32 protein-coding genes are annotated in these 24,945 nt (G+C 69.9%); 5 read left to right on the top strand and 27 right to left on the bottom strand.

Annotated elements, in window-relative coordinates; genetic code table 11:
• Position 1 precedes the first annotated feature (1 nt).
• Genes ACNJ93_RS19015 through ACNJ93_RS19000 form a run of 4 tightly spaced genes read right to left on the bottom strand, consistent with a single transcriptional unit; the run spans position 2 to position 3,603 of the window.
• Positions 2–370: a holo-ACP synthase gene (locus ACNJ93_RS19015; RefSeq protein WP_418958584.1), complete on the bottom strand. Its 369-nt coding sequence runs from the start codon at positions 368–370 to the stop codon at positions 2–4.
• Positions 371–389: 19 nt separating this feature from the next.
• Positions 390–2,237, bottom strand: coding sequence for a glutamine--fructose-6-phosphate transaminase (isomerizing) (gene glmS, locus ACNJ93_RS19010; protein ID WP_418958583.1), 1,848 nt, complete (start codon positions 2,235–2,237; stop codon positions 390–392).
• Between the two features lie 38 nt (positions 2,238–2,275).
• Positions 2,276–3,220: an ankyrin repeat domain-containing protein gene (locus ACNJ93_RS19005; protein ID WP_418958582.1), complete on the bottom strand. Its 945-nt coding sequence runs from the start codon at positions 3,218–3,220 to the stop codon at positions 2,276–2,278.
• Positions 3,217–3,603, bottom strand: coding sequence for a winged helix-turn-helix transcriptional regulator (locus tag ACNJ93_RS19000; RefSeq protein WP_418958581.1), 387 nt, complete (start codon positions 3,601–3,603; stop codon positions 3,217–3,219). Before ACNJ93_RS19000 ends, ACNJ93_RS19005 begins: the two co-directional genes overlap by 4 nt.
• An 80-nt stretch (positions 3,604–3,683) precedes the next feature.
• Here ACNJ93_RS19000 and ACNJ93_RS18995 point away from each other — a divergent pair, with 80 nt between their 5' ends.
• Positions 3,684–4,415, top strand: a complete 732-nt coding sequence (locus tag ACNJ93_RS18995; protein ID WP_418958580.1) for a nitroreductase family protein — start codon at positions 3,684–3,686, stop codon at positions 4,413–4,415.
• Here ACNJ93_RS18995 and ACNJ93_RS18990 read toward each other — a convergent pair.
• The gene (locus ACNJ93_RS18990) at positions 4,412–5,182 is read right to left on the bottom strand and encodes a hypothetical protein (RefSeq protein WP_418958579.1); all 771 of its coding nucleotides are present in this window, start codon (positions 5,180–5,182) and stop codon (positions 4,412–4,414) included. The genes ACNJ93_RS18995 and ACNJ93_RS18990 overlap by 4 nt on opposite strands.
• 68 nt (positions 5,183–5,250) lie before the next feature.
• Entirely contained in the window at positions 5,251–6,009 is a 759-nt protein-coding gene (locus ACNJ93_RS18985; protein WP_418961463.1) for a helix-turn-helix domain-containing protein, read from the bottom strand.
• Between the two features lie 230 nt (positions 6,010–6,239).
• Between ACNJ93_RS18985 and ACNJ93_RS18980 the strand changes: the two genes are divergently transcribed.
• The 3 genes from ACNJ93_RS18980 (at position 6,240) to ACNJ93_RS18970 (ending at position 9,019) form a co-directional block, all read left to right on the top strand.
• On the top strand, positions 6,240–6,908 hold the full coding sequence (locus ACNJ93_RS18980; protein ID WP_418958578.1) for a DUF4097 family beta strand repeat-containing protein: 669 nt from the start codon (positions 6,240–6,242) through the stop codon (positions 6,906–6,908).
• Positions 6,909–7,145: 237 nt separating this feature from the next.
• Entirely contained in the window at positions 7,146–8,069 is a 924-nt protein-coding gene (gene coaA / locus ACNJ93_RS18975; protein WP_418961462.1) for a type I pantothenate kinase, read from the top strand.
• A gap of 2 nt (positions 8,070–8,071) precedes the next feature.
• The gene (locus tag ACNJ93_RS18970) at positions 8,072–9,019 is read left to right on the top strand and encodes a DUF389 domain-containing protein (RefSeq protein ID WP_418958577.1); all 948 of its coding nucleotides are present in this window, start codon (positions 8,072–8,074) and stop codon (positions 9,017–9,019) included.
• Positions 9,020–9,043: 24 nt separating this feature from the next.
• Here the strand turns inward: ACNJ93_RS18970 and glmM are convergent, their stop codons facing one another.
• The 4 genes from glmM to ACNJ93_RS18950 all read right to left on the bottom strand — a co-directional run bounded on the left by glmM (position 9,044) and on the right by ACNJ93_RS18950 (position 13,405).
• Positions 9,044–10,402: a phosphoglucosamine mutase gene (gene glmM, locus ACNJ93_RS18965; protein ID WP_418958576.1), complete on the bottom strand. Its 1,359-nt coding sequence runs from the start codon at positions 10,400–10,402 to the stop codon at positions 9,044–9,046.
• A 152-nt stretch (positions 10,403–10,554) separates the two neighbouring features.
• Complete coding sequence (rpsI, locus tag ACNJ93_RS18960) at positions 10,555–11,067, bottom strand: 30S ribosomal protein S9 (protein ID WP_406862559.1); 513 nt, start codon at positions 11,065–11,067, stop codon at positions 10,555–10,557.
• Between the two features lie 42 nt (positions 11,068–11,109).
• The gene (gene rplM / locus ACNJ93_RS18955; RefSeq protein WP_031076703.1) at positions 11,110–11,553 is read right to left on the bottom strand and encodes a 50S ribosomal protein L13; all 444 of its coding nucleotides are present in this window, start codon (positions 11,551–11,553) and stop codon (positions 11,110–11,112) included.
• 220 nt (positions 11,554–11,773) lie between these two features.
• Positions 11,774–13,405 (bottom strand): ABC-F family ATP-binding cassette domain-containing protein, encoded by a 1,632-nt coding sequence (locus tag ACNJ93_RS18950; protein WP_418958575.1) that lies wholly within the window; start codon positions 13,403–13,405, stop codon positions 11,774–11,776.
• Positions 13,406–13,452: 47 nt separating this feature from the next.
• Between ACNJ93_RS18950 and ACNJ93_RS18945 the strand changes: the two genes are divergently transcribed.
• Positions 13,453–14,382 (top strand): hypothetical protein, encoded by a 930-nt coding sequence (locus ACNJ93_RS18945; protein ID WP_418958574.1) that lies wholly within the window; start codon positions 13,453–13,455, stop codon positions 14,380–14,382.
• A gap of 13 nt (positions 14,383–14,395) precedes the next feature.
• Here ACNJ93_RS18945 and truA read toward each other — a convergent pair whose 3' ends face one another.
• From truA to ACNJ93_RS18860, 17 genes are all read right to left on the bottom strand, one after another.
• Complete coding sequence (gene truA / locus ACNJ93_RS18940; RefSeq protein ID WP_418958573.1) at positions 14,396–15,253, bottom strand: tRNA pseudouridine(38-40) synthase TruA; 858 nt, start codon at positions 15,251–15,253, stop codon at positions 14,396–14,398.
• 81 nt (positions 15,254–15,334) lie between these two features.
• Entirely contained in the window at positions 15,335–15,805 is a 471-nt protein-coding gene (gene rplQ / locus ACNJ93_RS18935; protein WP_418958572.1) for a 50S ribosomal protein L17, read from the bottom strand.
• An 80-nt stretch (positions 15,806–15,885) separates the two neighbouring features.
• Positions 15,886–16,908 (bottom strand): DNA-directed RNA polymerase subunit alpha, encoded by a 1,023-nt coding sequence (locus ACNJ93_RS18930; protein WP_003956430.1) that lies wholly within the window; start codon positions 16,906–16,908, stop codon positions 15,886–15,888.
• Positions 16,909–17,073: 165 nt separating this feature from the next.
• Positions 17,074–17,478 (bottom strand): 30S ribosomal protein S11, encoded by a 405-nt coding sequence (gene rpsK, locus ACNJ93_RS18925; protein WP_017949643.1) that lies wholly within the window; start codon positions 17,476–17,478, stop codon positions 17,074–17,076.
• Between the two features lie 65 nt (positions 17,479–17,543).
• Positions 17,544–17,924, bottom strand: a complete 381-nt coding sequence (gene rpsM / locus ACNJ93_RS18920; RefSeq protein WP_418958571.1) for a 30S ribosomal protein S13 — start codon at positions 17,922–17,924, stop codon at positions 17,544–17,546.
• 186 nt (positions 17,925–18,110) lie between these two features.
• Positions 18,111–18,224 (bottom strand): 50S ribosomal protein L36, encoded by a 114-nt coding sequence (gene rpmJ / locus ACNJ93_RS18915; protein WP_003956441.1) that lies wholly within the window; start codon positions 18,222–18,224, stop codon positions 18,111–18,113.
• A gap of 60 nt (positions 18,225–18,284) precedes the next feature.
• Positions 18,285–18,506 carry a translation initiation factor IF-1 gene (infA, locus tag ACNJ93_RS18910; protein WP_003956442.1) on the bottom strand — a complete coding sequence of 74 codons (222 nt, stop codon included), beginning with the start codon at positions 18,504–18,506 and terminating at the stop codon, positions 18,285–18,287.
• Between the two features lie 140 nt (positions 18,507–18,646).
• Positions 18,647–19,498 carry a type I methionyl aminopeptidase gene (gene map, locus ACNJ93_RS18905; RefSeq protein ID WP_418958570.1) on the bottom strand — a complete coding sequence of 284 codons (852 nt, stop codon included), beginning with the start codon at positions 19,496–19,498 and terminating at the stop codon, positions 18,647–18,649.
• Positions 19,499–19,595: 97 nt separating this feature from the next.
• Positions 19,596–20,243 (bottom strand): adenylate kinase, encoded by a 648-nt coding sequence (locus ACNJ93_RS18900; RefSeq protein WP_418958569.1) that lies wholly within the window; start codon positions 20,241–20,243, stop codon positions 19,596–19,598.
• Entirely contained in the window at positions 20,243–21,562 is a 1,320-nt protein-coding gene (secY, locus tag ACNJ93_RS18895) for a preprotein translocase subunit SecY (RefSeq protein WP_418958568.1), read from the bottom strand. Before secY ends, ACNJ93_RS18900 begins: the two co-directional genes overlap by 1 nt.
• 350 nt (positions 21,563–21,912) lie before the next feature.
• A complete protein-coding gene (gene rplO / locus ACNJ93_RS18890; RefSeq protein ID WP_418958567.1) occupies positions 21,913–22,368 on the bottom strand; it encodes a 50S ribosomal protein L15 in 456 nt (151 codons plus the stop codon).
• A gap of 1 nt (position 22,369) precedes the next feature.
• On the bottom strand, positions 22,370–22,552 hold the full coding sequence (gene rpmD, locus ACNJ93_RS18885; protein ID WP_005313525.1) for a 50S ribosomal protein L30: 183 nt from the start codon (positions 22,550–22,552) through the stop codon (positions 22,370–22,372).
• Positions 22,552–23,157: a 30S ribosomal protein S5 gene (gene rpsE / locus ACNJ93_RS18880; RefSeq protein ID WP_030201551.1), complete on the bottom strand. Its 606-nt coding sequence runs from the start codon at positions 23,155–23,157 to the stop codon at positions 22,552–22,554. The genes rpmD and rpsE overlap by 1 nt, the downstream gene beginning before the upstream one ends.
• Positions 23,158–23,202: 45 nt before the next feature.
• Entirely contained in the window at positions 23,203–23,586 is a 384-nt protein-coding gene (gene rplR, locus ACNJ93_RS18875) for a 50S ribosomal protein L18 (protein ID WP_418958566.1), read from the bottom strand.
• Positions 23,587–23,589: 3 nt separating this feature from the next.
• Entirely contained in the window at positions 23,590–24,129 is a 540-nt protein-coding gene (gene rplF / locus ACNJ93_RS18870; RefSeq protein ID WP_418958565.1) for a 50S ribosomal protein L6, read from the bottom strand.
• Positions 24,130–24,150: 21 nt separating this feature from the next.
• Entirely contained in the window at positions 24,151–24,549 is a 399-nt protein-coding gene (gene rpsH / locus ACNJ93_RS18865; protein ID WP_418961461.1) for a 30S ribosomal protein S8, read from the bottom strand.
• 210 nt (positions 24,550–24,759) lie between these two features.
• Positions 24,760–24,945 carry a type Z 30S ribosomal protein S14 gene (locus ACNJ93_RS18860; RefSeq protein WP_003956452.1) on the bottom strand — a complete coding sequence of 62 codons (186 nt, stop codon included), beginning with the start codon at positions 24,943–24,945 and terminating at the stop codon, positions 24,760–24,762.

Here is a 24,945-nt window from a genome sequence, read left to right as displayed (position 1 = left end):
CTCAACCCTCCGCGATCACCACCGCCGACGCCACCCCGGCGTCGTGACTGAGCGACACGTGCCAGCTCTTGACGCCGAGTTCCGCCGCGCGCGCCGCCACCGTGCCGCGCACCCGAAGCCGCGGCTGGCCGCTCTCCTCGACGTACACCTCGGCGTCCGTCCAGTGCAGCCCGGCCGGCGCGCCGAGCGCCTTCGCGACCGCCTCCTTCGCGGCGAACCGCACCGCCAGCGAGGCCGGCCCGCGCCGCTCCCCGCTGCGCAGATACAGCTCGCCCTCCACGAAGAGCCGCTGCAGCAGCCCCGGCGTCCGCTCCAGCGACGCGGCGAAACGGTCCACCTCCGCCACGTCGATCCCCACCCCGATGATCATCGAACCCTCACTCGAAACGTCATTCCACCGTCACGGACTTCGCCAGGTTCCGCGGCTGGTCCACCTCGTTGCCGCGCGCCGTCGCCAGCTCGCAGGCGAAGACCTGCAGCGGCACCGTCGCGACCAGCGGCTGCAGCAGCGTAGGCGTCTCGGGGATGCGGATCAGATGGTCCGCGTACGGGACGACCGCCTCGTCGCCCTCCTCCGCGATCACGATCGTCCGCGCCCCGCGGGCCCGGATCTCCTGGATGTTGGAGACGATCTTGTCGTGCAGCACCGACCGGCCGCGCGGCGACGGCACGACCACCACCACCGGCAGGTCCTCCTCGATCAGCGCGATCGGCCCGTGCTTCAGTTCGCCCGCCGCGAAGCCCTCCGCGTGCATGTACGCGAGCTCCTTCAGCTTCAGCGCGCCCTCCAGGGCGACGGGGTAGCCCACGTGCCGGCCGAGGAAGAGCACCGTCTTCTTGTCCGCGAGCGAGCGGGCCAGCGCCCGGACCGGCTCCATCGTCTCCAGGACCAGCTCGACCTTCTCCGCACTGCGCGCCAGCTCCCGGATGACCGCGTGGATCTCGTCGCCCCACTTGGTGCCGCGCACCTGCCCCAGGTACAGCGCGACGAGGTAGCAGGCGACCAGCTGCGTCAGGAACGCCTTCGTCGAGGCGACCGCGACCTCCGGCCCGGCGTGCGTGTACAGCACCGCGTCCGACTCGCGCGGGATCGTGGAGCCGTTGGTGTTGCAGATGGCGACCACCTTCGCCCCCTGCTCCCGGGCGTGCCGCAGCGCCATCAGCGTGTCCATGGTCTCGCCGGACTGCGAGATCGCGATCACGAGGGTGCGCTGGTGCAGGATCGGGTCCCGGTAGCGGAACTCGCTGGCCAGCTCCACCTCGCAGGGAATGCGCGTCCAGTGCTCGATCGCGTACTTGGCGATCAGCCCGGCGTGGAAGGCCGTGCCGCAGGCGACGATGACGATCTTGTCGGTCTCGCGCAGCTCCGCGTCGGAGATCCGCAGCTCGTCGAGGGTGAGCGAGCCGGAGGCGTCGATCCGGCCGAGGAGGGTGTCGGCGACCGCCTTCGGCTGCTCGGCGATCTCCTTGAGCATGAAGTAGTCGTAGCCGCCCTTCTCGGCGGCGGAGGCGTCCCAGTCGACGTGGTACGCGCGGACGTCGGCCGGCGCGCCGTCGAAGTCGGTGACGTTCACGCCCTCGCGGGACAGCTCGACGACCTGGTCCTGGCCGAGTTCGATCGCGGCCCGGGTGTGCGCGATGAACGCGGCGACGTCGGAGGCGAGGAAGTACTCGCCCTCCCCGACGCCGACCACGAGCGGCGAGTTGCGGCGGGCGCCGACGACCACGTCCGGCTGGTCGGCGTGCACCGCGACCAGCGTGAACGCCCCGTCGAGCCGGCGGCACACCAGCCGCATCGCCTCGGCGAGGTCGCCGCAGGACGAGAACGTCTCGGCGAGCAGGTGCGAGACGACCTCGGTGTCGGTGTCGGAGGCCAGTTCGTGGCCGCGCTCGGCCAGTTCGGTCCGGAGGGCGGCGAAGTTCTCGATGATCCCGTTGTGGACGACGGCGACCCGGCCCGCGTTGTCGAGGTGCGGATGCGCGTTGGCGTCGTTGGGCGCGCCGTGGGTGGCCCAGCGGGTGTGCCCGATGCCGGTGGAGCCGCTCGGCAGCGGCCGCTCCACCAGCTCCTTCTCCAGGTTGGCGAGCTTGCCCGCCTTCTTCGCCGCGGCGAGCCCGCCGTCGGCGAGCACCGCCACGCCGGCCGAGTCGTACCCGCGGTACTCGAGCCGCTTGAGCCCGGCGATGACCACATCAAGCGCCGACTGCCCGCCGACGTACCCCACGATTCCGCACATGTCGGCAGCCTACGGCCGAGGGGGCCCGTCCGCGTGGCTCAGCGCTGCCACCAGTCGCGTGCGGGCAGCTCGGCCCACACGTCCGGCGGACCGGTGACGGCACGGGGCTCGGCGAGCCGCAGTCCGGCGAAGGCGCAGGCGTACGCGACGGGATGGTGGCGGAAGAGGTAGGAGGCGAGGACCTCCTCGGGAGTGTCGTCCACGTCCGGCCCGCCGCCCGGGTGCAGGTCGGAGCCCTCGTACCGGCCGTCCCGGACGATGCTGCCCTGGTTGCCGCTCTTGGGGTTGCAGTAGACGCCGTAGCCGTACGTGCCGGCGGTGAGCCGGGTGAGCGCGCGCGGCGTCTGCGGCAGGTAGCCCCACGGCTGGGTGACGACGCAGCCGCCGGGGACGGTGGTGACGCCGACGTACGCCATCGCGTCGTCGAAGTCGTACGCGTCCGGGTCCTCGGGGAGTTCGGTGGGCGTGGCCTCCAGGCGGCGCACGGCCTCGTCGGCGTCGATGCCGGCGACGCAGGCGAGCCCGAGCCCCTCGGTCCAGAAGTCGCCGAGGGCCTCGACGAGGCGCAGCCCCTCGGCCGAGGCCGCGCTCTCGGCCGGCGTGAGTCCGGGCTCCGACTCCGGCCGGGCGAACAGCTCCGGCGTGGGCCCGGCGAGGCTCAGCCGCCCCGGCGACCAGCCGGCGAGCTGCGGCCGCCAGGGGTCGGCCCCGGCGGCGACGAGGGCGCGGGCGCTGTCGGCCCGCCGTGCGTGGACGGCCTCCCAGAGCGCGGTGACGCCGTTCTCGCGGGCGTCGACGTCGGCGACCCGCGCGGCGAGTTCGGCGACGACCTCGGGCGAGCCGAACAGGACGGCGCGGTGCAGCGGTCGCATGCCGTTCCAGTTCTCCGGATCGGCCCCCGCGTCGAGCCGCTCCCGCACAAGGCGGAGGTCCGCCCACCCGTCCCAGCCGAGGTCTTCCCAGCCGCCGTCCCGCCCGGTCACCGCGGCACCCGGGTGTGCGCGGTGCGGGCGGCCTCGATCTCGTTGATGTGCTCCTCGGCCCAGGCGCGCAGCGCCGCGACCGGTCCGGCCAGGCTGCGGCCGAGCGGCGTGAGCGTGTACTCGACGCGCGGCGGGACGACGGGGTGCACGGTGCGCGTGACGAACCCGTCGGCCTCCAGGGACCGCAGCGTCTGGGTGAGCATCTTCTGCGAGACGCCCTCGATGCGACGGCTCAAGTCCGTGTAACGGAGGGTTCCTTGGAGGAGCGAGTCGACGATCAGGACGGTCCACTTGCCCGCGATGCGGTCGAGCACCTGACGGGTGGGGCAGTCCGCGGAGTAGCAGTCGGCCGGCAGGCCGGAGGATTCCACGACAGTCGCCATGCGGGGAGCGTAGCCGGGAGAGTAACGCACCCGAAAGTGCCTACTTCCCGTCAGAGAGTCACTCTCGGATAGTGAGTCGCATGACGACCACGGTGAACCACCCCGTACCCACCGCTCTTTCCGTCGCGGCGGCCATCCGCGCGCGCCGCACCGTCCGCCATTACACGCCCGAGCCGGTCGCCGAGGCCGAGCTCGCGGCCCTGCTCGAACTCGCCGTCGAGGCGCCGACCAGCTGGAACCTGCAGGACCGCTCGGTCGTCGTCGTCACGAGCGAGGAGGGCCGGGCGGGGCTGACCCGGGCGACCGGGGGCCAGCCGCAGCCGCAGGAGGCCCCCGTCGTCCTCGTCTTCGTCGCCGAACCGCAGGCCTGGCGCGAGGACCGCACCGACGTGCACGCGCTGGCCCGGCGGAACGGCGCGTGGAGCGAGGAGTTCTCCCGCGCCTTCGACACCGCGTCCACCGCGTTCCAGCAGGACCTCGAACGGCGCGGCCTGCTGCGCGAGTACGCCGTCAAGGACGCGGTGATCGCGGCCTCGTACGTGATGCTCGCCGCCACCGAACTCGGCCTCGCCACCTCCCCGATGAACGGCTGGGACGAGGCCGAGGTCAAGCGGGTGATCGGCATCCCCGACCGCGCCGACCTGGCCGTGGCCCTCCTGCTCTCCCTCGGCCACCCGGCGGAACGACGCCTCCACCCGGGCCGCCGCCCCCTGGAACGCAACGTCTTCCACGAGCGCTACGGCGCGCCCGCCGCGAGCCAGGGGGTGTCCGGAAGGCCCCGCCCGGCTCGCGACGCCCGGCACGCGTCCTAGCCGAGCTTCCCGACCTGGGCGTCGACGACGTTCTTCGGCGTCTCGGGGAGCGCGCCGGAGAGGTTGAGGGTGGAGAACGAGGCGAGCGCGTTGGCCTTGCGCACGGCGACCACGCCGTAGACGGCCTGGTCGCCGTCGACCTCGGTGGTCACCTTCAGCGTGAGGGCCTCGTCGCCGCCGGAGGCGTCGGCGGTGCCGAGCGCGACCGACTTGATCTTCCCCTTCTGGCCGCCCTGCGCCATGGCGAAGCCTCCGGCGCACTTCTCGCCGGCCGTACGCAGCGAGGCGAACGCCTCCTCGGCGCCCTTGCCGTCGTACGAGCCGAGGGTGATGGCGGTGACGGGCTGGCTGAGCGCCTTCATGGCGTTCTCGGCGGGCGAGGCGTTGGGATCCTTCTGCGGGATGGCGACGACCTTGACCTTCGCGGTCGCGCCGGGCTTGCCGGGGGCGAGGAACGTGATGGCGTCGACGATCGGCTTGCACTCGGCCTTGTCCGTGGTCACCGCCTCGGGCGGCAGGTTCTCGGCCGGGGTGGCCTTCTTGAGCAGGTGCCCCGGCAGCTCGGCCTGCGTGACCAGGAGCTTCTCCAGCTCGGCGGCGGACAGCGCCTTGGCCGCGGGCGCGGCGGACGCGGCGGGCGCGGACTCCTTGGGCGTGTCGGCGCCCTTGTCCGCGCCCTTCCCCTCCCCGCCGCACGCGGCGAGCAACAGAGCCAGGGACCCGACGGAGGCGACGACGGCGGTACGACGAATGACGGAGGCGCGCATGAACCAGCTTTCTCTTCGCAGAAGTACGCGCCCACGATGGCCGAGAACCGCCCCCATGATCAAGACAATTAGGCGGCCCCGCCGTCGGCCGCCTCCGTCGGGGGCGGGGGCGGGGGCGGGGTCTCGTGGAGGATGTCGCGGGCCTGTTCGGCGGCGCGGACGATGCTGTCGGAGATGAAGTCGAGGAAGCGGGCGATGTTCTCCAGGCGGGCGGCGGCCGGGGTGTCGGGGCCGAGGACGCCGGCGCCCTCGCGGGCGGTCTCGACGAGCTGGAGGTTGGCGCGGGCGCTGGCCAGGGTGGACTGGTACCAGACGTCGGCGTCGACGTGGTACCGGTCGCGGCGGCGTTCGTCGCGCTCGCGGCGGACGAGGTCCTGGACCTCCAGGAACGCGATCGCCTTGGAGATGGACGCGGGGCTGACCTGGAGGCGCTGGACGAGTTCGGCCGCGGTGAGGCTGCCCGTGTCGCTCGTCAGCAGGAGCGCCAGGACCTGGGCGGGCATCTTGGTCAGGCCCGACGCCATGATGACGGTGGTGAACTTCTCCTCGTACGCCCGCACCGCCTCCGGGTCGCGCCCGTAGGGCAGTTCGGCCGCCTGCCGCTCCTTCGGCGCGGACGGCCGGCGGCCGCGCTGGGCGCGCCGGCCGGTGGCGCGCTGGGCCAGGTCGGCGCGGTAGCCCACGGGGCCGCCGTTGCGCATGACCTCGCGCGTGACGGTCGACGTCGGGCGGTCGAGGCGCCGGGCGATCTCGGCGTACGCGAGACCGTCGGCCAGCCCCGCGGCGATCTGCTGGCGTTCCTGCTGGGTGAGCCGGCCTCCCGGCATGACGGCCTCCTTCGTGTGCGCGACCGCCGCCACCTTAGCGTTCAGCGTCATTTCATTGCAACGAGGAAACGTCCGGCGTTGCGTTAGGAGCCAGAGTCGTTGCAATGAATTCCCCCATCTGACCTGCCAATACAGCGCCAGTACGCAAAAGACTTGTTGCCTGGAAGGCGAACGCAACGTAGCTTTTCCCATGTCGGAAACGCCGACGACGAAAGAGCGAGGAGCTCACCATGCAGACGTTCACCACCCCTTCCGCCATCTCCGTCGTCCTCGACATCCCGGCCGGCCACATCCGCCTGATCGCCGCCGACCGCGCCGACACCACCGTCGAGGTCCGGCCCGAGGACGCGGGCAAGGGCCGGGACGTGAAGGCCGCGGAGCAGGTCGAGGTCGGCTACGACGGCGACGGCGTGCTGCGGATCGCGATGCCCGAGGCGAAGAACCGGCTGCTCGGCCAGTCCGGCTCCGTCGAGATCACCGTCCAGCTGCCCGCCGGCTCCCACGTCGAGGCGAAGGCCGCCGCGGCCGAGTTCCGCGGCGTCGGACGGCTCGGCGACGTCGTCTTCGAGGGCGGTCACCGCTCCGTCAAGCTCGACGAGGCCGCGACCGCCCGGCTCACCGCACTCGACGGGGACGTCGTCGTCGGCCGCCTCACCGGCTCCGCCGAGATCAGCACCCAGCGGGGTTCCATCCGGATCACCGAGGCGCACAGCGGCTCCGTGACCCTGAGCACCCAGAAGGGCGACATCACCGTCGGCGCCGCCCGCGGCGTCTCCGCCACCCTCGACGCCGGCACCTCCTACGGCCGCGTCAGCAACGCGCTGACGAACAGCGGCGACGCCGGCCTCGCCGTCCGCGCCACCACCTCGTACGGCGACATCTCCGCCGCCAGCCTCTGAGCGGCGGCTCCGCACCACAGCCGGTACGCAGAGTGACGAGGACGATCCACCCACCGCCGACAGCCGGCCGCGCCCCCCAGGACGCGGCCGGCTGGGCCACGTGACCCACCCCACCCCCCACGAGTCCCCCGCACCACCGACAATGGCCTGGTGATCACAACGTCGACGCAGGGCTCGAACGGCGGCGGCACCGGCAATGGCGCCGGACCGCGGGCACGGGCCGAGGCCACCCCGTACGTGGACCTCACCCGGGCCGAATGGAGCGCGCTGCGGGACAAGACCCCGCTGCCGCTGACCGCCGAGGAGGTCGAGCGCCTGCGGGGACTCGGTGACGTCATCGACCTCGACGAGGTCCGCGACATCTACCTGCCGCTCTCCCGGCTGCTCAACCTGTACGTGCAGGCCACCAGCGGACTCCGCGGCGCCCTCAACACCTTCCTCGGCGAACGCGCCGAACAGCGCGGGACCCCCTTCGTCATAGGGGTGGCCGGTTCCGTGGCCGTCGGCAAGTCCACCGTCGCCCGCCTCCTGGAGGCCCTGCTCGCCCGCTGGCCCGAGCACCCGCGCGTCGAGCGCATCACCACCGACGGCTTCCTCTACCCGATGGAGGAGCTGAAGGCCCGCGGCCTGATGTCGCGCAAGGGCTTCCCCGAGTCGTACGACCGCCGGGCGCTCACCCGCTTCGTCGCCGACATCAAGGCCGGCAAGGACGAGGTCACCGCCCCCGTCTACTCGCACCTCATCTACGACCGGGTCCCCGGCGAGCAGCTCGTCGTGCGCCGCCCCGACATCCTCATCGTCGAGGGCCTGAACGTGCTCCAGCCCGCCCTGCCCGGCAAGGACGGCCGCACCCGCGTCGGCCTCGCGGACTACTTCGACTTCTCGGTGTACGTGGACGCCCGCGCCGAGGACATCGAGCAGTGGTACCTCAACCGGTTCCGCAAGCTGCGGCAGACCGCGTTCCAGGACCCGTCCTCGTACTTCCGGCGCTGGACGCAGGTCTCCGAGGAGGAGGCCCTGGACTACGCCCGCACGATGTGGCGGACCATCAACAAGGTGAACCTGCTGGAGAACGTGGCCCCGACGCGCGGCCGCGCGACCCTCGTGCTGCGGAAGGGGCCGGACCACAAGGTCCAGCGGCTGAGCCTCCGTAAGCTCTGAGGATGCTGCATCTCAGGTTGATCGTCCCGCCCGACCGTACGGACGCGGTGGTCCGGCTCATCGAACGGACCGTCGGCACCACGCACCTGGTCGTGCTGCCGGGCGCCGCCCGCGACCCCGTGGGAGACCTCGTCCTGTGCGACGTGGCCCGCGAGGCCGGCGACGAACTCCTGCACGAGATAAGAGCGCTGAAAGTCGATCAGGACGGCTCCATCGCCGGCGAGAACATCGACTTCTCGCTGTCGAAGCGGGCCGATGCCGCCGAGGAGGAGGCCCCCGGCGAGGCCGCGGACGCGGTGATCTGGGAGCAGCTGACCGAGGCCACCCACGAGGAGTCCACCCTCAGCATCACCTACGCCGCCTTCATGATCCTCGCGACGATGATCGCGGCCTGCGGTGTGGTGCTCGACAACGCGGTGCTGATCGTGGGCGCGATGGCCGTCGGCCCGGAGTTCGGTCCGCTCGCGGGCGTGTGCACCGCCGTCGTGCGACGCCACGGCAGGCTGGCCGTGCGGTCGCTGTCCGCACTGCTCATCGGGTTCGCGGCGGCGATCGCCGCGACGACCGTCTTCAGCCTCGGCATGGACGCGCTGGACCTGTTCAGCGTGGAGCAGCTGGACGGGGAACGGCCCAACACCAGCTTCATCTGGCAGCCGGACCCGTTCTCGTTCGTCGTCGCGGTGCTCGCCGGCGTCGCCGGCGTCCTGTCGCTGACCTCGTCGAAGTCGGGGGCACTCGTGGGCGTGGCGATCTCGGTGACGACCGTGCCGGCGGGCGCGAACGCGGCCGTGGCGCTCAGCTACGGCCAGTTCGGCCAGATGTGGGGATCGATCGAGCAGCTGCTGCTCAACCTGCTCGGCATCATGCTCGCCGGCGTCCTGACCCTGTACGCCCAGAAACTGCTGTGGCGCACCCAGCGCGGACACTGGGTGCGCCCCACGAAACTCTGACGCGCAAGGCGCGGGCGTGAACGCCTAGCCGAGCGCCGACTTCACGACGTCCGCCAGCCGGCCCGCGACCGCGCGGGCCTGCTCGATGTCGGCCGCCTCGACCATCACGCGGACGAGCGGCTCCGTGCCGGAGGGACGCAGCAGGACCCGGCCGGTGCCGCCGAGCTCGCGCTCGGCGTCGCCGACCGCGGCCGCCAGTTCGGCGGAGGTCTTCACGCGGGTCTTGTCGACGTCGCGGACGTTGACGAGGACCTGCGGGAGGCGCTCCATCACGCCGGCGAGGTCGGCCAGGGAGCGGCCGGTGGCGGAGACGCGGGCCGCCAGCATCAGACCGGTCAGGGTGCCGTCGCCGGTGGTGGCGTGGTCGAGGACGATGACATGGCCGGACTGCTCGCCGCCGAGGGCGTAGCCGTGCTCCTTCATCGACTCCAGGACGTACCGGTCGCCGACCGCGGTCTGCACCAGCGAGAGACCCTCCCGCTCCATCGCCAGCTTGAAACCGAGGTTGGACATCACGGTCGCCACGACGGTGTCCCCGCGCAGCGTGCCCGCCTCGCGCATGGCGAGGGCCAGCACGGCGAGGATCTGGTCGCCGTCGACCTCGTTGCCCGCCGCGTCGACGGCGAGGCAGCGGTCGGCGTCGCCGTCGTGGGCGATGCCGAGGTCGGCGCCGTGCTCGACGACGGCGGCCTTGAGCAGGTCCAGGTGGGTGGAGCCGCAGCCGTCGTTGATGTTGAGGCCGTCCGGCTCGGCGCCGATGGTGACGACCTGGGCGCCGGCCCGGGTGAACGCCTCGGGCGAGACGCGGGACGCGGCGCCGTGCGCCTCGTCCAGGACGATCTTCAGCCCGTCGAGCCGGTTCGGGAGGACGGACAGGAGGTGCCCGACGTACTTCTCGAAGCCCTCGTCGTAGTCGCGGACCCGGCCCACGCCGGCGCCGGTCGGCCGGTCCCAGGGGGCGCCGGTGCGGTGCTCCTCGTAGACGGCCTCGATGCGGTCCTCGAGCTCGTCGGCGAGTTTGTGGCCGCCGCGGGCGAAGAACTTGATGCCGTTGTCCGGCATGGCGTTGTGGCTGGCGGACAGCATGACGCCGAGGTCGGCGCCGAGCGCGCCGGTGAGGTACGCCACGGCCGGGGTGGGCAGCACGCCGACGCGCAGCACGTCGACGCCGGCGCTCGCGAGACCGGCCACGACGGCGGCCTCCAGGAACTCTCCCGACGCACGCGGGTCACGGCCGACCACGGCCGTCGGCCGGTGTCCCTCGAAGGTGCCCGCCTCGGCCAGCACGTGCGCCGCCGCGACCGACAGGCCGAGCGCCAGCTCCGCCGTCAGATCCGCGTTGGCCACACCGCGCACGCCGTCCGTGCCGAAGAGTCGTCCCACAGCTGTCCTCCGAAAATGCTCCGTCAGTGCAAACCCCTGAGCGCTCGCGTCCGTTGTACGGCCGAATCCGCCCAAAGTGAAGAAAAGACGTACGCCCCGGCAGCACGGGAAAGTGCCGCCGGGGCGTACGTACAAGCAGTCCGAGCAGGCGATTAGCGCTTGCTGTACTGCGGCGCCTTGCGGGCCTTCTTGAGACCGGCCTTCTTCCGCTCGACCGCACGGTCGTCGCGGGAGAGGAAGCCGGCCTTCTTCAGCGGGCCGCGGTTGTTGTCCACGTCGGCCTCGTTGAGGGCGCGGGCCACGCCGAGGCGCAGGGCGCCGGCCTGGCCGGAGACGCCGCCGCCGGAGATGCGGGCGATGACGTCGTAGCGGTTGTCGAGCTCGAGCACCTTGAAGGGCTCGTTGACTTCCTGCTGGTGGACCTTGTTCGGGAAGTAGTCCTCGAGCGTACGCCCGTTGATCTTCCACTTGCCGGTGCCCGGGACGATCCGGACGCGGGCGATGGCGTTCTTGCGACGGCCCAGGCCGGCGGCCGGCTGCGGGTCGCCGAAGCGGGACGCGAGGGACTCGGAGGTGTAGTCACCCTCCACGACCTCGGTCTCGGTGGTGTACTCCTCGACGCCCTCGAACTCGTCGACGGGGGTCTCAGGGGTGGTCTCGGCCACGATGCTCCTCAGATTTCTTTCGTTCTTAGGGGGTGGCCGGAACTACTGCGCGACCTGGGTGATCTCGAACGGGACCGGCTGCTGAGCAGCGTGCGGGTGGTTCTCGCCCGCGTAGACCTTCAGCTTCGAGAGCATCTGACGGCCCAGGGAGTTCTTGGGGATCATGCCCTTGATGGCCTTCTCGACGGCCTTCTCGGGGTTCTTGTCCAGCAGCTCGTCGTAACGGACGGAGCGCAGACCACCCGGGTAGCCGGAGTGGCGGTAGGCCATCTTCTGGGTCTTCTTGTTGCCCGACAGGTGGACCTTGTCAGCGTTGATGATGATGACGAAGTCGCCCATGTCCATGTGGGGCGCGTAGACGGGCTTGTGCTTGCCTCGCAGGAGGTTCGCAGCCGTCGTCGCCAGACGGCCCAGGACGACGTCCTGCGCGTCGATGATGTGCCACTGGCGAGTGACGTCGCCGGGCTTGGGGCTGTACGTACGCACTTCGTAGCCTTCGCTTCTTCAGTGGATGGAGTCCAAGACACACCTGAAGCGATCATGCAGCTGGGGCCCACACTGCCGGGTCACCGCCCGTATGCGAGCCACTGGTAACTGCTCCAGGGAACTTGCGTAAGGGCCCTTCGCGCGAGAGCGACGAAGCCGATACGCATAACAAACCGCAACAGTACCCGCGCCACCCCGGAGGGGTCAAAACGCGCCGCCCCTACCGCGCCCGCTCGACCCGCCGCTCGTCCCACACCGGCTCACCGGTCTCCCGCACCACCCCGTCGGAGCCGAAGACCAGGTAGCGGTCGAAGGACCTCGCGAACCAGCGGTCGTGGGTCACCGCGAGAACCGTGCCCTCGTACGACTCCAGGCCGTCCTGCAGCGCCTCCGCCGACTCCAGGTCCAGGTTGTCCGTCGGCTCGTCCAGCAGCAGCGCCGTCGTGCCGGCCAGCTCCAGGAGGAGGATCTGGAAGCGGGCCTGCTGGCCGCCGGAGAGCTTGTCGAAGGGCTGGTCGCCCTGGCGCTCCAGCTCGTAGCGGCGCAGCACCGACATCGCCCCGCCGCGGTCCTTGGCGTGCTCCGTCCACAGGATGTCGACCAGCGTCCGGCCGACGAGCTCCGGGTGGGCGTGGGTCTGGGCGAAGTGGCCGGGCACGACCCGGGCCCCCAGCTTCCAGACGCCCGTGTGGGCGACGCTCTCGTCCCCCGCGAGCAGCCGCAGGAAGTGCGACTTGCCGGAGCCGTTCGAGCCGAGGACCGCGACCCGCTCCCCGTAGAAGATCTCCAGGGAGAAGGGCTTCATCAGCCCGGTGAGCTCCAGGTTCTCGACCGTGACGGCCCGCACGCCGGTGCGGCCGCCGCGCAGCCGCATCCGGATGTCCTGCTCGCGCGGCGGCTCCGGCGGCGGGCCGGCCTCCTCGAACTTCCGCAGCCGGGTCTGGGCCGCCGCGTACCGGGACGCCATCTCGTGGCTGACCGCGGCCGCCTGCCGCAGGTTGACCACCAGCTTCTTCAGCTGGGCGTGCTTCTCCTCCCAGCGCCGCTTCAGCTCCTCGAAGCGGGCGAACCGCTCCCGGCGCGCCTCGTGGAAGGTGGCGAAGCCGCCGCCGTGCACCCACACGTCCGAGCCCGCCGGGCCCGGCTCCACCGCGATGATCTTCTGCGCGGCGGTCGCGAGCAGCTCCCGGTCGTGGGAGATGAAGAGCACCGTCTTGCGGGTCTCCTTCAGCCGCTCCTCCAGCCAGCGCTTGCCCGGCACGTCGAGGTAGTTGTCCGGCTCGTCGAGCAGCAGCACCTCGTCCGGGCCGCGCAGCAGCGCCTCCAGGACCAGCCGCTTCTGCTCGCCGCCGCTGAGCGTGCGGACCTCACGGAACTGGGCCTTCTCGTACGGGACGCCCAGCGCGGCCATGGTGCACATGTCCCAGACGGTCTCGGCCTCGTAGCCCTGGACCTCGGCCCAGTCGCTGAGCGCCTGCGCGTACTTCATCTGGGCGGCCTCGTCGTCGACCGTCATGATCAGGTGCTCGGCCTCGTCCACCGCCTCGGCGGCCTGCCGGATGCGCGGCTGCGCCACCGAGACCAGCAGGTCCCGGACCGTGGTCTCGTCCCGTACCGAGCCGACGAACTGCGGCATCACGCCCAGCCCGCCGCCGACGGTCACGGACCCGCCGTGCGGCTGGAGCTCCCCGGCGATCAGCCGCAGCAGCGTGGTCTTCCCGGCGCCGTTCGCGCCGACCAGCGCGACGACCGCGCCCTCGCCGACCCGGAAGGAGGCGTCGGCGAGCAGCACCCTCCCGTCGGGCAGGTAGTACTCCAGATGCGCGGCCTCGACATGTCCCATGAGCGGCATTGTCACCGGCGGACCCGCCGTCGCCCAACCGGTTTAGGATGCGCGGCATGAGCTTTGGGGGACCGCAGTGGCCGCAGCAGCCGCAGCACGGGCAGCAGCAGGGTCAGCAGCCGTTCGGCGGACAGCAGCAGCCCTTCGGACAGCAGCCTCTCGGGGGGCAGCAGCCGTTCGGCTCCGGCGGGCAGACGCCCGACTGGGGCGCCCTCGCCGACGCCTCGGCCGCCCGGGCCCGCCGCAGGCGCTGGCTGATGATCGGCGGCGGCGCGCTGGCCACCCTGGTGGTCGGCGCGATCGTCGCCACGGCCATCGTGACCGGCGGCGGTGAGAAGGGCACGACCGGCAAGAACGGCGGCCCGACGCCCTCGCTCTCCCCCACGGACTCCCCCGAGCCCCAGCCGTCGTTCTCCTCCATCGCGCCGCCGCCCCCGCCGAACCCCAAGGACTTCATCTCCCACGAGTCCAAGGACAAGGCGCCGATCAGCCCGGAGAGCCTGTTCCCGGGCAAGAAGCTCACGATGAGCGGCCGGGCGTACGCGAAGGGCCCCACGTCCTCCACGACGAACTGCGCCTCGGTCGGGCAGGGCGGCCTCGGCGAGATCCTGAAGCGGAACGGCTGCGACCGTGTGATCCGCGCCACGTACACCAAGGACGGCGTGGCGATCACCGTCGGCGTGGCGATCTTCTCCACCGAGGCCGAGGCCCTGAAGGCCAAGGCCCAGGCCAAGGGCGGCATCGCCCCGCTGGCGGGCGGCGCCGTCAAGGAGTTCTGCCGCGCCACGGTCTGCCTCCGCCGCGCCAACGCCGTCGGCCGCTACGCGTACTTCACCCAGGCCGGCTTCGCCGACGGCAAGAAGGTCACCACGAAGGACACCCCGATCTTCAAGGCCAGCGACGACCTGGGCAACTTCGCCTTCAACCAGATCTACGCCCGCGGCCGCATGCAGGCCTCAGCCGCCGCCACCGCCCCCGCGAACTGACCCCGGCGCCGCGTCAGCAGCAGCCGGTGGCGCCCGGCAGGGAGCGCTTGTTCCTGGCCTCGCGGTTGCGGGCGGCGAGGAGGTCGTCGGCCGGGTAGCCGACCTCTTCGAGGGTGAGGCCGTGCGGGCGGACCACGTGGACCGCGGAGTCCCGCACGCCCGCCGCCAGCACCTTGGCGGGCCAGTCCGCGGGCCGGTGGCCGTCGCCGACGAAGAGGAGCGCGCCGACGAGCGAGCGGACCATGTTGTGGCAGAAGGCGTCGGCCTTGACCGTCGCCTCCAGCACGCCGCCCGGACGGCGCTCCCAGCGCAGCTCCTGCAGGGTGCGGATGGTCGTCGCGCCCTCGCGCTTCTTGCAGTACGCGGCGAAGTCGTGCTCGCCGATGAGGGCGGCGGCCGCCTCGTTCATGGCGTCCATGTCGAGCGGCCAGTCGTGCCACAGCACGTGGCCGCGCAGCAGCGGGTCGACGCCGCCCGGGTTGTCGGTGACGCGGTAGGCGTACCGCCGCCAGATCGCCGAGAACCGGGCGTTGAAGCCCGCCGGGGCCTCCTCGACCTTCCAGATCCGCACGTCGTGCGAGAGACGCCCGGCGAGCCGACGGAGCAGCTTCTCGCGGTGCTCCTGCCACACCTCGACGGGCAGGTCGACGTGCGCGACCTGGCCGCGCGCGTGCACGCCGGCGTCGGTGCGGCCGGCGACGGTCAGCTCGTACGTCTCCTTCGACCGGGTCACGGTCCGCAGGGCGTCCTCGATCTCGCCCTGGACGGTCCGCTGCCCCCGGGCCTGCTTGGCCCAGCCGGAGAAGTCCTTGCCGTCGTACGAAAGGTCCAGCCGAACCCGTACGAACCCGTCCTGCACGTCATCGCTCACGCGGAGCTCCTCTCAAAACACACGGGAACGGGCCCGCACCCCAGGGGGTACGGGCCCGCACACGAAACGTCGGAAAAACGCTTACGCGTCCTTCGACTCCTCGGCCGGAGCCTCGGTGGCGGCGGCCTCGTCGGCCTCCTTGACGGCGCGCTTGGCAGCGGCCTCGGCCTCGGCGACGGTCGCCTTCTTGGCGATCTCGCCCTCGACCAGCTCGATCACGGCCATCGGGGCGTTGTCGCCACGACGGTTGCCGATCTTGGTGATGCGGGTGTAGCCACCCGGACGCTCGGCGTAGCGCGGGGCGATCTCGGTGAAGAGCGTGTGGACGACACCCTTGTCCGTGATCGTCTGCAGCACCAGGCGACGGTTGTGGATGTCGCCCTTCTTCGCCTTGGTGATCAGGCGCTCGGCGACCGGACGCAGGCGGCGGGCCTTGGCCTCGGTCGTGGTGATGCGGCCGTGCTCGAAGAGCGACTTCGCCAGGTTGGCGAGGAGCAGCTTCTCGTGCGCGGCGGAGCCGCCGAGGCGGGCGCCCTTGGTGGGACGCGGCATGGTGTTTCTCCTTGTGATCTGCACCGGCCGTATCAGGTACCGGTGTCAGGGCCCCGCAGGCGGACGCCTGCGGGCAGCTATCAGTACTGCTCGGTCTCGACGAAGCCGGCGTCGGCGTCGTCGTCCGCGCCGAACGCGTCGGCCGCGGCGGTCGGGTCGAACCCGGGCGGGCTGTCCTTCAGGGCCAGGCCCATGCCGGCCAGCTTCGCCTTGACCTCGTCGATCGACTTCGCACCGAAGTTGCGGATGTCGAGCAGGTCGGCCTCCGAGCGGGCGACGAGCTCACCCACGGAGTGGATGCCCTCGCGCTTGAGGCAGTTGTACGACCGAACGGTGAGCTCGAGCTCCTCGATCGGCAGCGCCAGGTCGGCGGCCAGGGCGGCGTCCGTCGGGGACGGGCCCATGTCGATGCCCTCGGCGTCGATGTTGAGCTCGCGCGCCAGACCGAACAGCTCGACCAGGGTCTTGCCGGCGGACGCCATGGCGTCGCGCGGGCGCATGGCCTGCTTGGTCTCGACGTCGACGATCAGCTTGTCGAAGTCGGTGCGCTGCTCGACACGGGTCGCCTCGACCTTGTACGTGACCTTGAGCACCGGCGAGTAGATGGAGTCGACCGGGATGCGGCCGATCTCCTGGCCGACCTGCTTGTTCTGCACGGCGGAGACGTAGCCGCGGCCGCGCTCGACGGTCAGCTCCATCTCCAGCTTGCCCTTGCCGTTGAGCGTGGCCAGGACGAGGTCGGGGTTGTGCACCTCGACACCGGCCGGGGGCGCGATGTCGGCGGCGGTGACCAGACCCGGGCCCTGCTTGCGCAGGTACATCACGACCGGCTCGTCGTGCTCCGAGGAGACGACCAGCTGCTTGATGTTCAGGATGAGGTCGGTGACGTCCTCCTTGACGCCCGGCACGGTGGTGAACTCGTGCAGGACACCGTCGATCCGGATGGACGTGACGGCGGCGCCCGGGATCGAGGAGAGGAGCGTGCGGCGGAGGCTGTTGCCGAGGGTGTAGCCGAAGCCCGGCTCCAGCGGCTCGATGACGAACCGCGAGCGGTACTCGTCGACAACCTCTTCGGTCAGCGAGGGACGCTGAGCGATCAGCATGTCTGTGATCCTTCGTTTGTGGACGCCCACTATTTGACGTCCGACTCACCGGGCGGCAGCCCGGTACAGGTACTGCAAGGGTACGGGCGGCACGGCCCCTCACGGAGCCGTACCGCCCGGCCACTCAAAGACGCACAAGCGCGTCCGCTGGGTCAGACGCGAGCGTCAGACGCGGCGGCGCTTCGGCGGACGGCAGCCGTTGTGCGGGGTGGGGGTGACGTCCTGGATCGAACCCACCTCGAGGCCGGTGGCCTGGAGGGAGCGGATCGCGGTCTCACGGCCGGAGCCCGGACCCTTGACGAAGACGTCGACCTTGCGCATGCCGTGCTCCTGCGCGCGACGCGCGGCCGACTCGGCGGCCATCTGCGCGGCGAACGGGGTGGACTTGCGCGAGCCCTTGAAGCCGACGTGGCCGGCGGAGGCCCAGGAGATCACGTTGCCGGACGGGTCCGTGATCGAGACGATCGTGTTGTTGAACGTGCTCTTGATGTGCGCGTGGCCGTGAGCGACGTTCTTCTTTTCCTTGCGGCGCACCTTCTTGACGGCGCCCTGACGTCCCTTGGGGGGCATCTATTTACTCCTACGGGAGGTGGTCGGTCCTACAGCGAAGACCGTGGACAGTCGTCCGCTGAGGACTACTTCTTGCCCGGCTTCTTCTTGCCGGCGATGGCGCGACGCGGGCCCTTGCGGGTACGAGCGTTCGTGCTGGTGCGCTGACCGCGGACGGGCAGGCCACGACGGTGACGCAGACCCTGGTAGCAGCCGATCTCGACCTTGCGGCGGATGTCGGCGGCGATCTCACGGCGGAGGTCACCCTCGGTCTGGAGGTTGGCGTCCACGTACTCGCGGATCTTGACGAGGTCTTCCTCGGCAAGGTCGCGGACACGGGTGGACGGGTTCACGCCGGTGGCGGCGAGGATCTCCTCGGACCGGGTGCGCCCGATACCGAAGACGTAGGTGAGTGCGACCACCACACGCTTGTCACGCGGGATGTCAACACCGGAAACGCGTGCCATTCAATGGCTCCTGTGTTCTCGGGGGTCTGCCGCAGAACCGCTCCCGACCGCCGTACCAGGTACGAATCGGGTCCCCGGCCCCCGCCGGAGGTGTCGCCGACCCACTTGGGCTGGGCGGGCTCTGCGTATGTACGTATTGCTATGCGTCGCGCGAAGAACTGCGAGATGCAGGTCGGTCGGCGTGCGTCAGCCCTGGCGCTGCTTGTGGCGCAGGTTGTCGCAGATGACCATGACCCGGCCGTGGCGGCGGATCACCTTGCACTTGTCGCAGATCTTCTTGACGCTCGGCTTGACCTTCATGGGATGTGAGGTTCTCCGGGTCAGTGCCACCCCCCGCGCGCTGCGGGGTGCGAGCAAGATCTACTTGTACCGGTAGACGATCCGGCCACGCGTCAGGTCGTACGGAGACAGCTCCACGACGACCCGGTCGTCCGGAAGGATCCGGATGTAGTGCATCCGCATCTTGCCGGAGATGTGCGCGAGGACCTTGTGACCGTTCTGGAGCTCCACCTTGAACATGGCGTTCGGGAGGGACTCGATCACGGTGCCCTCGATTTCGATGGCACCTTGCTTCTTGGCCACGCTTCGCCTTTCGAATCGGCTACCTTGATCGACTCCCGCCGCCGCATGCGGACATACGGGTACACGAGAGCCGACGCATCAGTCTACGTCAGGCCCCTCGAAAACACGAATCCGTGCAGTCTGCCCAACGCGGGAGATCGTTACGCCAGCGGGTCCGGGGCCGCCTGGACGCCCAGCTCGGCCAGCTTCGCGCGGCCGCCGTCGGGGGCGGTGAGGACGAGGGGGCCTTCCTCCGTCAGGGCGACGGAGTGCTCCCAGTGGGACGACCAGGTGCCGTCGGTGGTGATGACCGTCCAGTCGTCGGAGAGGACCTCGGTGCGCGGGGTGCCGAGGGAGACCATCGGCTCGATCGCCAGGCAGAAGCCGGGGACCAGCTTCGGGCCCTTGCCGCGCTTGCGGGAGACGTAGTTCAGCAGGTGCGGGTCCATGTGCATCTCGGTGCCGATGCCGTGGCCGCCGTAGTCCTCGATGATCCCGTACCGGCCGAGGCTGTGGTCGCCGACCGCCGGCCGCGGCTGGCGCTTGATGTACGTCTCGATCGCCCTCGAGATGTCGACCAGCCGGTTGCCGAGCTTCATGGCCGCGATGCCGGCCCACATCGACTCCTCGGTGACCCGGGAGAGCTCGACCAGCTCCGGGGCGTGGCCGGTGCCCACGAAGGCGGTGTACGCGGCGTCGCCGTGCCAGCCGTCGACGATCGCGCCGCAGTCGATGGAGATGATGTCGCCGTCCTTGAGGACGGTCTTCTCGTCCGGGATGCCGTGGACCACGACCTCGTTCACCGAGGTGCAGATGGTCGCGGGGAATCCGCCGTACCCGAGGAAGTTCGACTTCGCGCCGTGGTCCGCGATCACCTTGCGGGCGACCTCGTCCAGGTCCTTCGTCGTCGCACCCGGCACGGCGGCCTCGCGGGTCGCCGCGTGGATGGCGGCGACGACCAGCCCCGCCTCGCGCATCTTCGCGATCTGCTCGGGGGTCTTGATCTGCACCATCGTGGCCGGGGCCTTTCCTTCACGCGTACACGGGACACAACAACGATACGGCCGTGGCACCCCTCGGGGCGCCACGGCCGTATCGAACGAACCGGGGTTACTTCTTCAGCGCGGCCATGGCCTTGGCCGTGACCTCGTCCACCTTGCCGAGCGCGGTGATCGTCACGACCAGGTTCTGCGCCCGGTAGTAGTCGATGATCGGCTCGGTCTGGGTGTGGTAGACCTCCAGGCGCTTGCGGACGGTCTCCTCGGAGTCGTCCGGGCGCTGGTACAGCTCGCCGCCGCAGGTGTCGCAGACACCCGCGGTCTTCGGCGCGTTGTACTCCACGTGGAACACGTGCGAAGAGTCGTTGCGGCAGATGCGGCGGCCCGCGATCCGCTTCACGACCTCGTCCTCGGGGACCTCCAGGTCCAGGACCGCGTCCAGCTGCATGTCCTCGGCCTTCAGCACCACGTCCAGGGCCTCGGCCTGGGCGACGTTGCGCGGGAAGCCGTCGAGCAGGAAGCCGTTCGCGGCGTCCGGCTGGGCCATGCGGTCCTTGGCCATCCCGATCGTCACCTCGTCGGGCACCAGGTCGCCGGCGTCCATGAACGCCTTCGCCTTGAGGCCCAGCTCCGTGCCCTGAGAAATGTTGGCGCGGAACAGGTCACCGGTGGAGATGTGCGGAATGTCCAGGTTCTTGGCAAGGAACGCGGCCTGCGTTCCCTTGCCGGCCCCGGGCGGTCCGACGAGGACGATTCGCATCAGCGGAGGAACCCTTCGTAATTGCGCTGCTGGAGCTGGCTCTCGATCTGCTTCACGGTCTCCAGCCCCACACCCACGATGATGAGGATGCTCGTCCCGCCGAACGGGAAGTTGGCATTGGCGCCACCGAAGCCTGCCAACGCCATCGTCGGCACAAGAGCGATCAGACCCAGATACAGCGAGCCCGGCCAAGTGATCCGGTTGAGCACGTAGCTCAGGTACTCGGCAGTAGGTCGACCAGCCCGGATACCCGGGATGAAGCCACCATACTTCTTCATGTTGTCGGCGACTTCCTCGGGGTTGAACGAGATCGCCACATAGAAGAACGCGAAGAACACGATCAGAACGAAGTACGTCGCGATGTAGTAGGGGTGGTCACCCTTGACGAAGTGCGCTTCGATCCACGTTTTCCAGCCCGCCGTCGAGTTCGAGAACTGGGCGATCAAGGCCGGGATGTAGAGCAGCGACGAGGCGAAGATGACAGGAATCACACCTGCCTGGTTCACCTTGAGAGGGATATAAGTGGACGTTCCGCCGTAGGACCTGCGGCCGATCATCCGCTTCGCGTACTGCACCGGAATGCGGCGCTGGGCCTGCTCGACGAAGACCACGAGCGCGACCATCGCGAATCCGACGAGGATCACGGTGCCGAATTCGATCCAGCCGTCGGCCAGGTCGCCCTCGACCTTGATCTTCCACAGCGCGCCCGGGAAGCCGGCGGCGATCGAGATGAACATCAGGATCGACATGCCGTTGCCGATGCCGCGGTCGGTGATCAGCTCGCCCAGCCACATGACGAGGGCGGTGCCCGCGGTCATCGTGATGACCATCGTCACAGTGACGAAGATCGACTGGTCCGGCACGACCTGCCCGGCGACGGTGCAGCCGCTGAACAGGGCGCCGGTGCGCGCGGTGGCGACGAGGCCGGTGCCCTGGAGGATCGCGAGCGCGACCGTCAGGTAACGCGTGTACTGCGTGATCTTCGCCGTGCCGGACTGGCCCTCCTTCTTGAGGGCCTCCAGCCGCGGGATGACCACGGTCAGCAGCTGCAGGATGATGCTCGCCGTGATGTACGGCATGATTCCGAGAGCGAAAATGGTGATCTGCAGCAGCGCGCCGCCGCTGAACATGTTCACCAGGCCGAACAGGCTGTTGTTGCCTTGGCTCGCCTCGTCCACGCACTGCTGGACCGAGCGATAGTCGACGCCGGGCACCGGGATGTGCGCTCCGAGCCGGTACAGCACGATGATGCCGAGCGTGAAGAGCAGCTTCTTGCGCAGGTCGGGCGTCTTGAACGCCCGGGCGAAGCCGGTGAGCACGGTGCCTCCTGCGACCCCCGCGTGAGAGCGCGTGAGGTGACGGTTTGTAAGTGAGCGGGGTACTGACACCGGCAGTCGTACGCGACGAGCGCAGACTGCCGGGCAAGCTAACAGCGGCTACCATACCCGCCCCCGCTGCCAGCGGGAAACGTCTCCTGGGCACGTCAACGGCGGTTCAGCCACGGGCAAACGCCTCGGCTGGGGGTATGCCCGCTTCGCCGGGTCCGCGGCCGTACGGACGGACTCAGGAACACCCGGACGAGTGACGCCCCGGACGGGTGCGAAAAAAGCCTGGCCGGCTCCCCCGGAAGGGAGCCGGCCAGGCTTTCTCAGTGCTGGCGCACCGGAGCTCAGACGAGCTCGGTGACCGTACCGCCGGCGGCGGTGATCTTCTCCTTGGCGGAGCCGGAGACGGCGTCGACCGTCACCTGCAGCGCCACGGAGACCTCGCCCTGGCCCAGGACCTTGACGAGCTGGTTCTTGCGCACCGCGCCCTTGGCGACCAGGTCGGCCACCGTGACCTCGCCACCCTCGGGGTACAGCGCGGTCAGCTTGTCCAGGTTCACGACCTGGTACTCGGTGCGGAAGGGGTTCTTGAAGCCCTTCAGCTTCGGGAGGCGCATGTGGAGCGGCATCTGGCCACCCTCGAAGCGCTCCGGAACCTGGTAACGGGCCTTCGTGCCCTTCGTACCACGACCGGCCGTCTTACCCTTCGACGCCTCACCACGACCCACACGGGTCTTGGCGGTCTTGGCGCCCGGGGCGGGACGGAGGTTGTGGACCTTCAGCGGGTTCTGCTCCGCCATGTCAGTCGACCTCCTCGACCGTCACGAGGTGGCGGACGGTGTGCACCATTCCGCGGAACTCGGGGCGGTCCTCCTTGACGACCACGTCGTTCAGGCGCTTGAGCCCGAGCGAACGCAGGGTGTCGCGGTGGTTCTGCTTGCTGCCGATGTACGACTTCGTCTGCGTGATCTTGAGGCGAGCCATTACGCACCCGCCCCAGCACGCGCACGAAGCAGAGCCGCAGGAGCGACGTCCTCGAGGGGCAGACCACGGCGAGCCGCGATCTCCTCGGGACGCTGCAGACCCTTCAGGGCCTCCACGGTCGCGTGCACGATGTTGATCGCGTTGTCGGAGCCGAGCGACTTCGACAGGATGTCGTGAACGCCGGCGCACTCCAGGACGGCGCGCACCGGGCCACCGGCGATCACACCGGTACCGGGGGAAGCAGGCTTCAGCAGGACGACGCCCGCCGCCTTCTCACCCTGGATCGGGTGCGGGATGGTGCCCTGGATACGGGGGACCTTGAAGAAGTGCTTCTTGGCCTCCTCCACACCCTTGGCGATGGCGGCCGGCACCTCCTTGGCCTTGCCGTAACCGACACCCACGGTGCCGTCACCGTCACCCACCACGACCAGCGCGGTGAAGGAGAAACGACGACCACCCTTGACAACCTTGGCGACGCGGTTGATCGCGACTACGCGCTCAACGTACGCGGTCTTCTCGGCGGCAGCGGCGCCACCGTCGCGACCCTTCCGGTCCCGCCGCTCGCCGCCACCGGCACCGCTGCCGCGGCGCTGGGGTCCAGCCATTGGAATACCTCTCTCTGTTACGTCCGTTAGTCCCGGAACCGGGGCTTAGAACTTCAGCCCGGCTTCGCGGGCGGCGTCAGCCAGAGCGGCAATGCGCCCGGCGTACCTGTTGCCACCACGGTCGAACACGACGGCCTCGACGCCGGCGGCCTTGGCGCGCTCGGCGACCAGGGCGCCGACCTTCTTGGCCTGCGCGGACTTGTCACCCTCGCCACCGCGGATCGACGCGTCCAGGGTCGACGCCGACGCAAGGGTGTGACCCTTGAGGTCGTCGATGACCTGAGCGGTGATACCGCGGTTGGAACGCGTCACGACGAGGCGCGGACGCTCCGCCGTACCCGACACGCTCTTGCGGATGCGCATGTGGCGACGCGCCTTGGCAGCGCGCTTGTAAGCGTCGCCCTTGGCGATCTTCACACCGTATGCCATGGCTTACTTACCAGCCTTTCCGACCTTGCGGCGGATGACCTCGCCCGCGTACCTGACGCCCTTGGCCTTGTACGGGTCGGGCTTGCGCAGCTTGCGGATGTTCGCGGCGACCTCGCCGACCTTCTGCTTGTCGATGCCCTCGACCGAGAACTTGGTCGGCGACTCGACCTTGAAGGAGATGCCCTCGGGGGCCTCCACCAGGATCGGGTGGCTGTAGCCGAGCTGGAACTCCAGGTTGGAGCCCTTCGCGGCGACGCGGTAACCGACACCGCTGATCTCGAGCGCCTTCACGTACCCCTGGGTCACACCGGTGATCATGTTGGCCACCAGCGTGCGGGACAGGCCGTGAAGGGCCTTGTTCTGACGCTCGTCGTTCGGGCGGGTGACGTTCAGAACGCCGTCCTCGCCCTTAACGATCTCGATCGGCGCGGCGACGGTGTGGGTGAGGGTGCCCTTGGAACCCTTCACCGTGACCGTGCGGCCCTCGATGGTGACGTCCACGCCGGCGGGAACCGTGATGGGGAGCTTGCCAATACGCGACATTAGCTTTTCCTCCGTTCCCGACTACCAGACGTAGGCGAGGACTTCCCCACCCACGCCCTTCTTCTGCGCCTGCTGGCCGGTCAGGAGACCGTGGGACGTGGAGATGATCGCCACGCCCAGGCCGCCGAGGACCTTCGGCAGGTTGGTGGACTTCGCGTAAACCCGGAGGCCCGGCTTCGAGATCCGCTTGATGCCCGCGATGGAGCGCTCACGGTTCGGACCGAACTTCAGGTCGATGACGAGGTTCTTGCCGACCTCGGCGTCCTCGACCTTCCAGCCCGAGATGAAGCCTTCCTGCTGGAGGATTTCCGCGATGTTCGACTTGATCTTGCTGTGCGGCATGGACACGGTGTCGTGGTACGCCGAGTTCGCGTTACGCAGACGCGTGAGCATGTCTGCGATCGGATCAGTCATGGTCATGAATTGGCCTTCGGCCTCTCTCGCCGGGGTTTCCTGGTGCACCATCCCTCTCCCCGATCCGAGACGGGGCGGGTGCGGTGCGGTGGACCTACGGCGTAGTAAGTCGTACGGGCGGCGGACGCCCAACCCCACAAGCCTACGGCATGTGGAGAAGGGCCTCCGCCAGCCCATTGCTTACCGAGAGACTCCGGTCATCCCTGAAAACAGGGACTACCAGGAGCTCTTGGTCACGCCCGGCAGCTCGCCACGGTGAGCCATCTCACGAAGGCACACGCGGCACAGGCCGAACTTGCGGTACACGGAGTGGGGGCGGCCGCAGCGCTGGCAGCGGGTGTACGCACGCACACCGAACTTGGGCTTGCGGGCAGCCTTCGCGATGAGAGCCTTCTTCGCCAT

It is taken from the genome of Streptomyces tritici, from assembly GCF_048500665.1.
GTDB lineage: Bacteria > Actinomycetota > Actinomycetes > Streptomycetales > Streptomycetaceae > Streptomyces > Streptomyces tritici.
This window is presented reverse-complemented; position numbering and strand designations above follow the sequence as displayed.

Excerpts from the sequence above, each read along its gene's own strand:
- ACNJ93_RS19015 (WP_418958584.1), bottom strand. The coding sequence starts at position 370 with ATGATCATCGGGGTGGGGATCGACGTGGCGGAGGTGGACCGTTTCGCC.
- glmS (WP_418958583.1), bottom strand. The coding sequence starts at position 2,237 with ATGTGCGGAATCGTGGGGTACGTCGGCGGGCAGTCGGCGCTTGATGTG.
- ACNJ93_RS19000 (WP_418958581.1), bottom strand. The coding sequence starts at position 3,603 with ATGGCGACTGTCGTGGAATCCTCCGGCCTGCCGGCCGACTGCTACTCC.
- ACNJ93_RS18995 (WP_418958580.1), top strand. The coding sequence starts at position 3,684 with ATGACGACCACGGTGAACCACCCCGTACCCACCGCTCTTTCCGTCGCG.
- ACNJ93_RS18990 (WP_418958579.1), bottom strand. The coding sequence starts at position 5,182 with ATGCGCGCCTCCGTCATTCGTCGTACCGCCGTCGTCGCCTCCGTCGGG.
- ACNJ93_RS18985 (WP_418961463.1), bottom strand. The coding sequence starts at position 6,009 with ATGCCGGGAGGCCGGCTCACCCAGCAGGAACGCCAGCAGATCGCCGCG.
- ACNJ93_RS18980 (WP_418958578.1), top strand. The coding sequence starts at position 6,240 with ATGCAGACGTTCACCACCCCTTCCGCCATCTCCGTCGTCCTCGACATC.
- ACNJ93_RS18970 (WP_418958577.1), top strand. The coding sequence starts at position 8,072 with ATGCTGCATCTCAGGTTGATCGTCCCGCCCGACCGTACGGACGCGGTG.
- ACNJ93_RS18950 (WP_418958575.1), bottom strand. The coding sequence starts at position 13,405 with ATGCCGCTCATGGGACATGTCGAGGCCGCGCATCTGGAGTACTACCTG.
- ACNJ93_RS18945 (WP_418958574.1), top strand. The coding sequence starts at position 13,453 with ATGAGCTTTGGGGGACCGCAGTGGCCGCAGCAGCCGCAGCACGGGCAG.
- rplQ (WP_418958572.1), bottom strand. The coding sequence starts at position 15,805 with ATGCCGCGTCCCACCAAGGGCGCCCGCCTCGGCGGCTCCGCCGCGCAC.
- ACNJ93_RS18930 (WP_003956430.1), bottom strand. The coding sequence starts at position 16,908 with ATGCTGATCGCTCAGCGTCCCTCGCTGACCGAAGAGGTTGTCGACGAG.
- rpsK (WP_017949643.1), bottom strand. The coding sequence starts at position 17,478 with ATGCCCCCCAAGGGACGTCAGGGCGCCGTCAAGAAGGTGCGCCGCAAG.
- rpsM (WP_418958571.1), bottom strand. The coding sequence starts at position 17,924 with ATGGCACGCGTTTCCGGTGTTGACATCCCGCGTGACAAGCGTGTGGTG.
- rpmJ (WP_003956441.1), bottom strand. The coding sequence starts at position 18,224 with ATGAAGGTCAAGCCGAGCGTCAAGAAGATCTGCGACAAGTGCAAGGTG.
- map (WP_418958570.1), bottom strand. The coding sequence starts at position 19,498 with ATGGTGCAGATCAAGACCCCCGAGCAGATCGCGAAGATGCGCGAGGCG.
- ACNJ93_RS18900 (WP_418958569.1), bottom strand. The coding sequence starts at position 20,243 with ATGCGAATCGTCCTCGTCGGACCGCCCGGGGCCGGCAAGGGAACGCAG.
- rplO (WP_418958567.1), bottom strand. The coding sequence starts at position 22,368 with ATGGCGGAGCAGAACCCGCTGAAGGTCCACAACCTCCGTCCCGCCCCG.
- rpmD (WP_005313525.1), bottom strand. The coding sequence starts at position 22,552 with ATGGCTCGCCTCAAGATCACGCAGACGAAGTCGTACATCGGCAGCAAG.
- rpsE (WP_030201551.1), bottom strand. The coding sequence starts at position 23,157 with ATGGCTGGACCCCAGCGCCGCGGCAGCGGTGCCGGTGGCGGCGAGCGG.
- rplR (WP_418958566.1), bottom strand. The coding sequence starts at position 23,586 with ATGGCATACGGTGTGAAGATCGCCAAGGGCGACGCTTACAAGCGCGCT.
- rplF (WP_418958565.1), bottom strand. The coding sequence starts at position 24,129 with ATGTCGCGTATTGGCAAGCTCCCCATCACGGTTCCCGCCGGCGTGGAC.
- rpsH (WP_418961461.1), bottom strand. The coding sequence starts at position 24,549 with ATGACCATGACTGATCCGATCGCAGACATGCTCACGCGTCTGCGTAAC.
- ACNJ93_RS18860 (WP_003956452.1), bottom strand. The coding sequence starts at position 24,945 with ATGGCGAAGAAGGCTCTCATCGCGAAGGCTGCCCGCAAGCCCAAGTTC.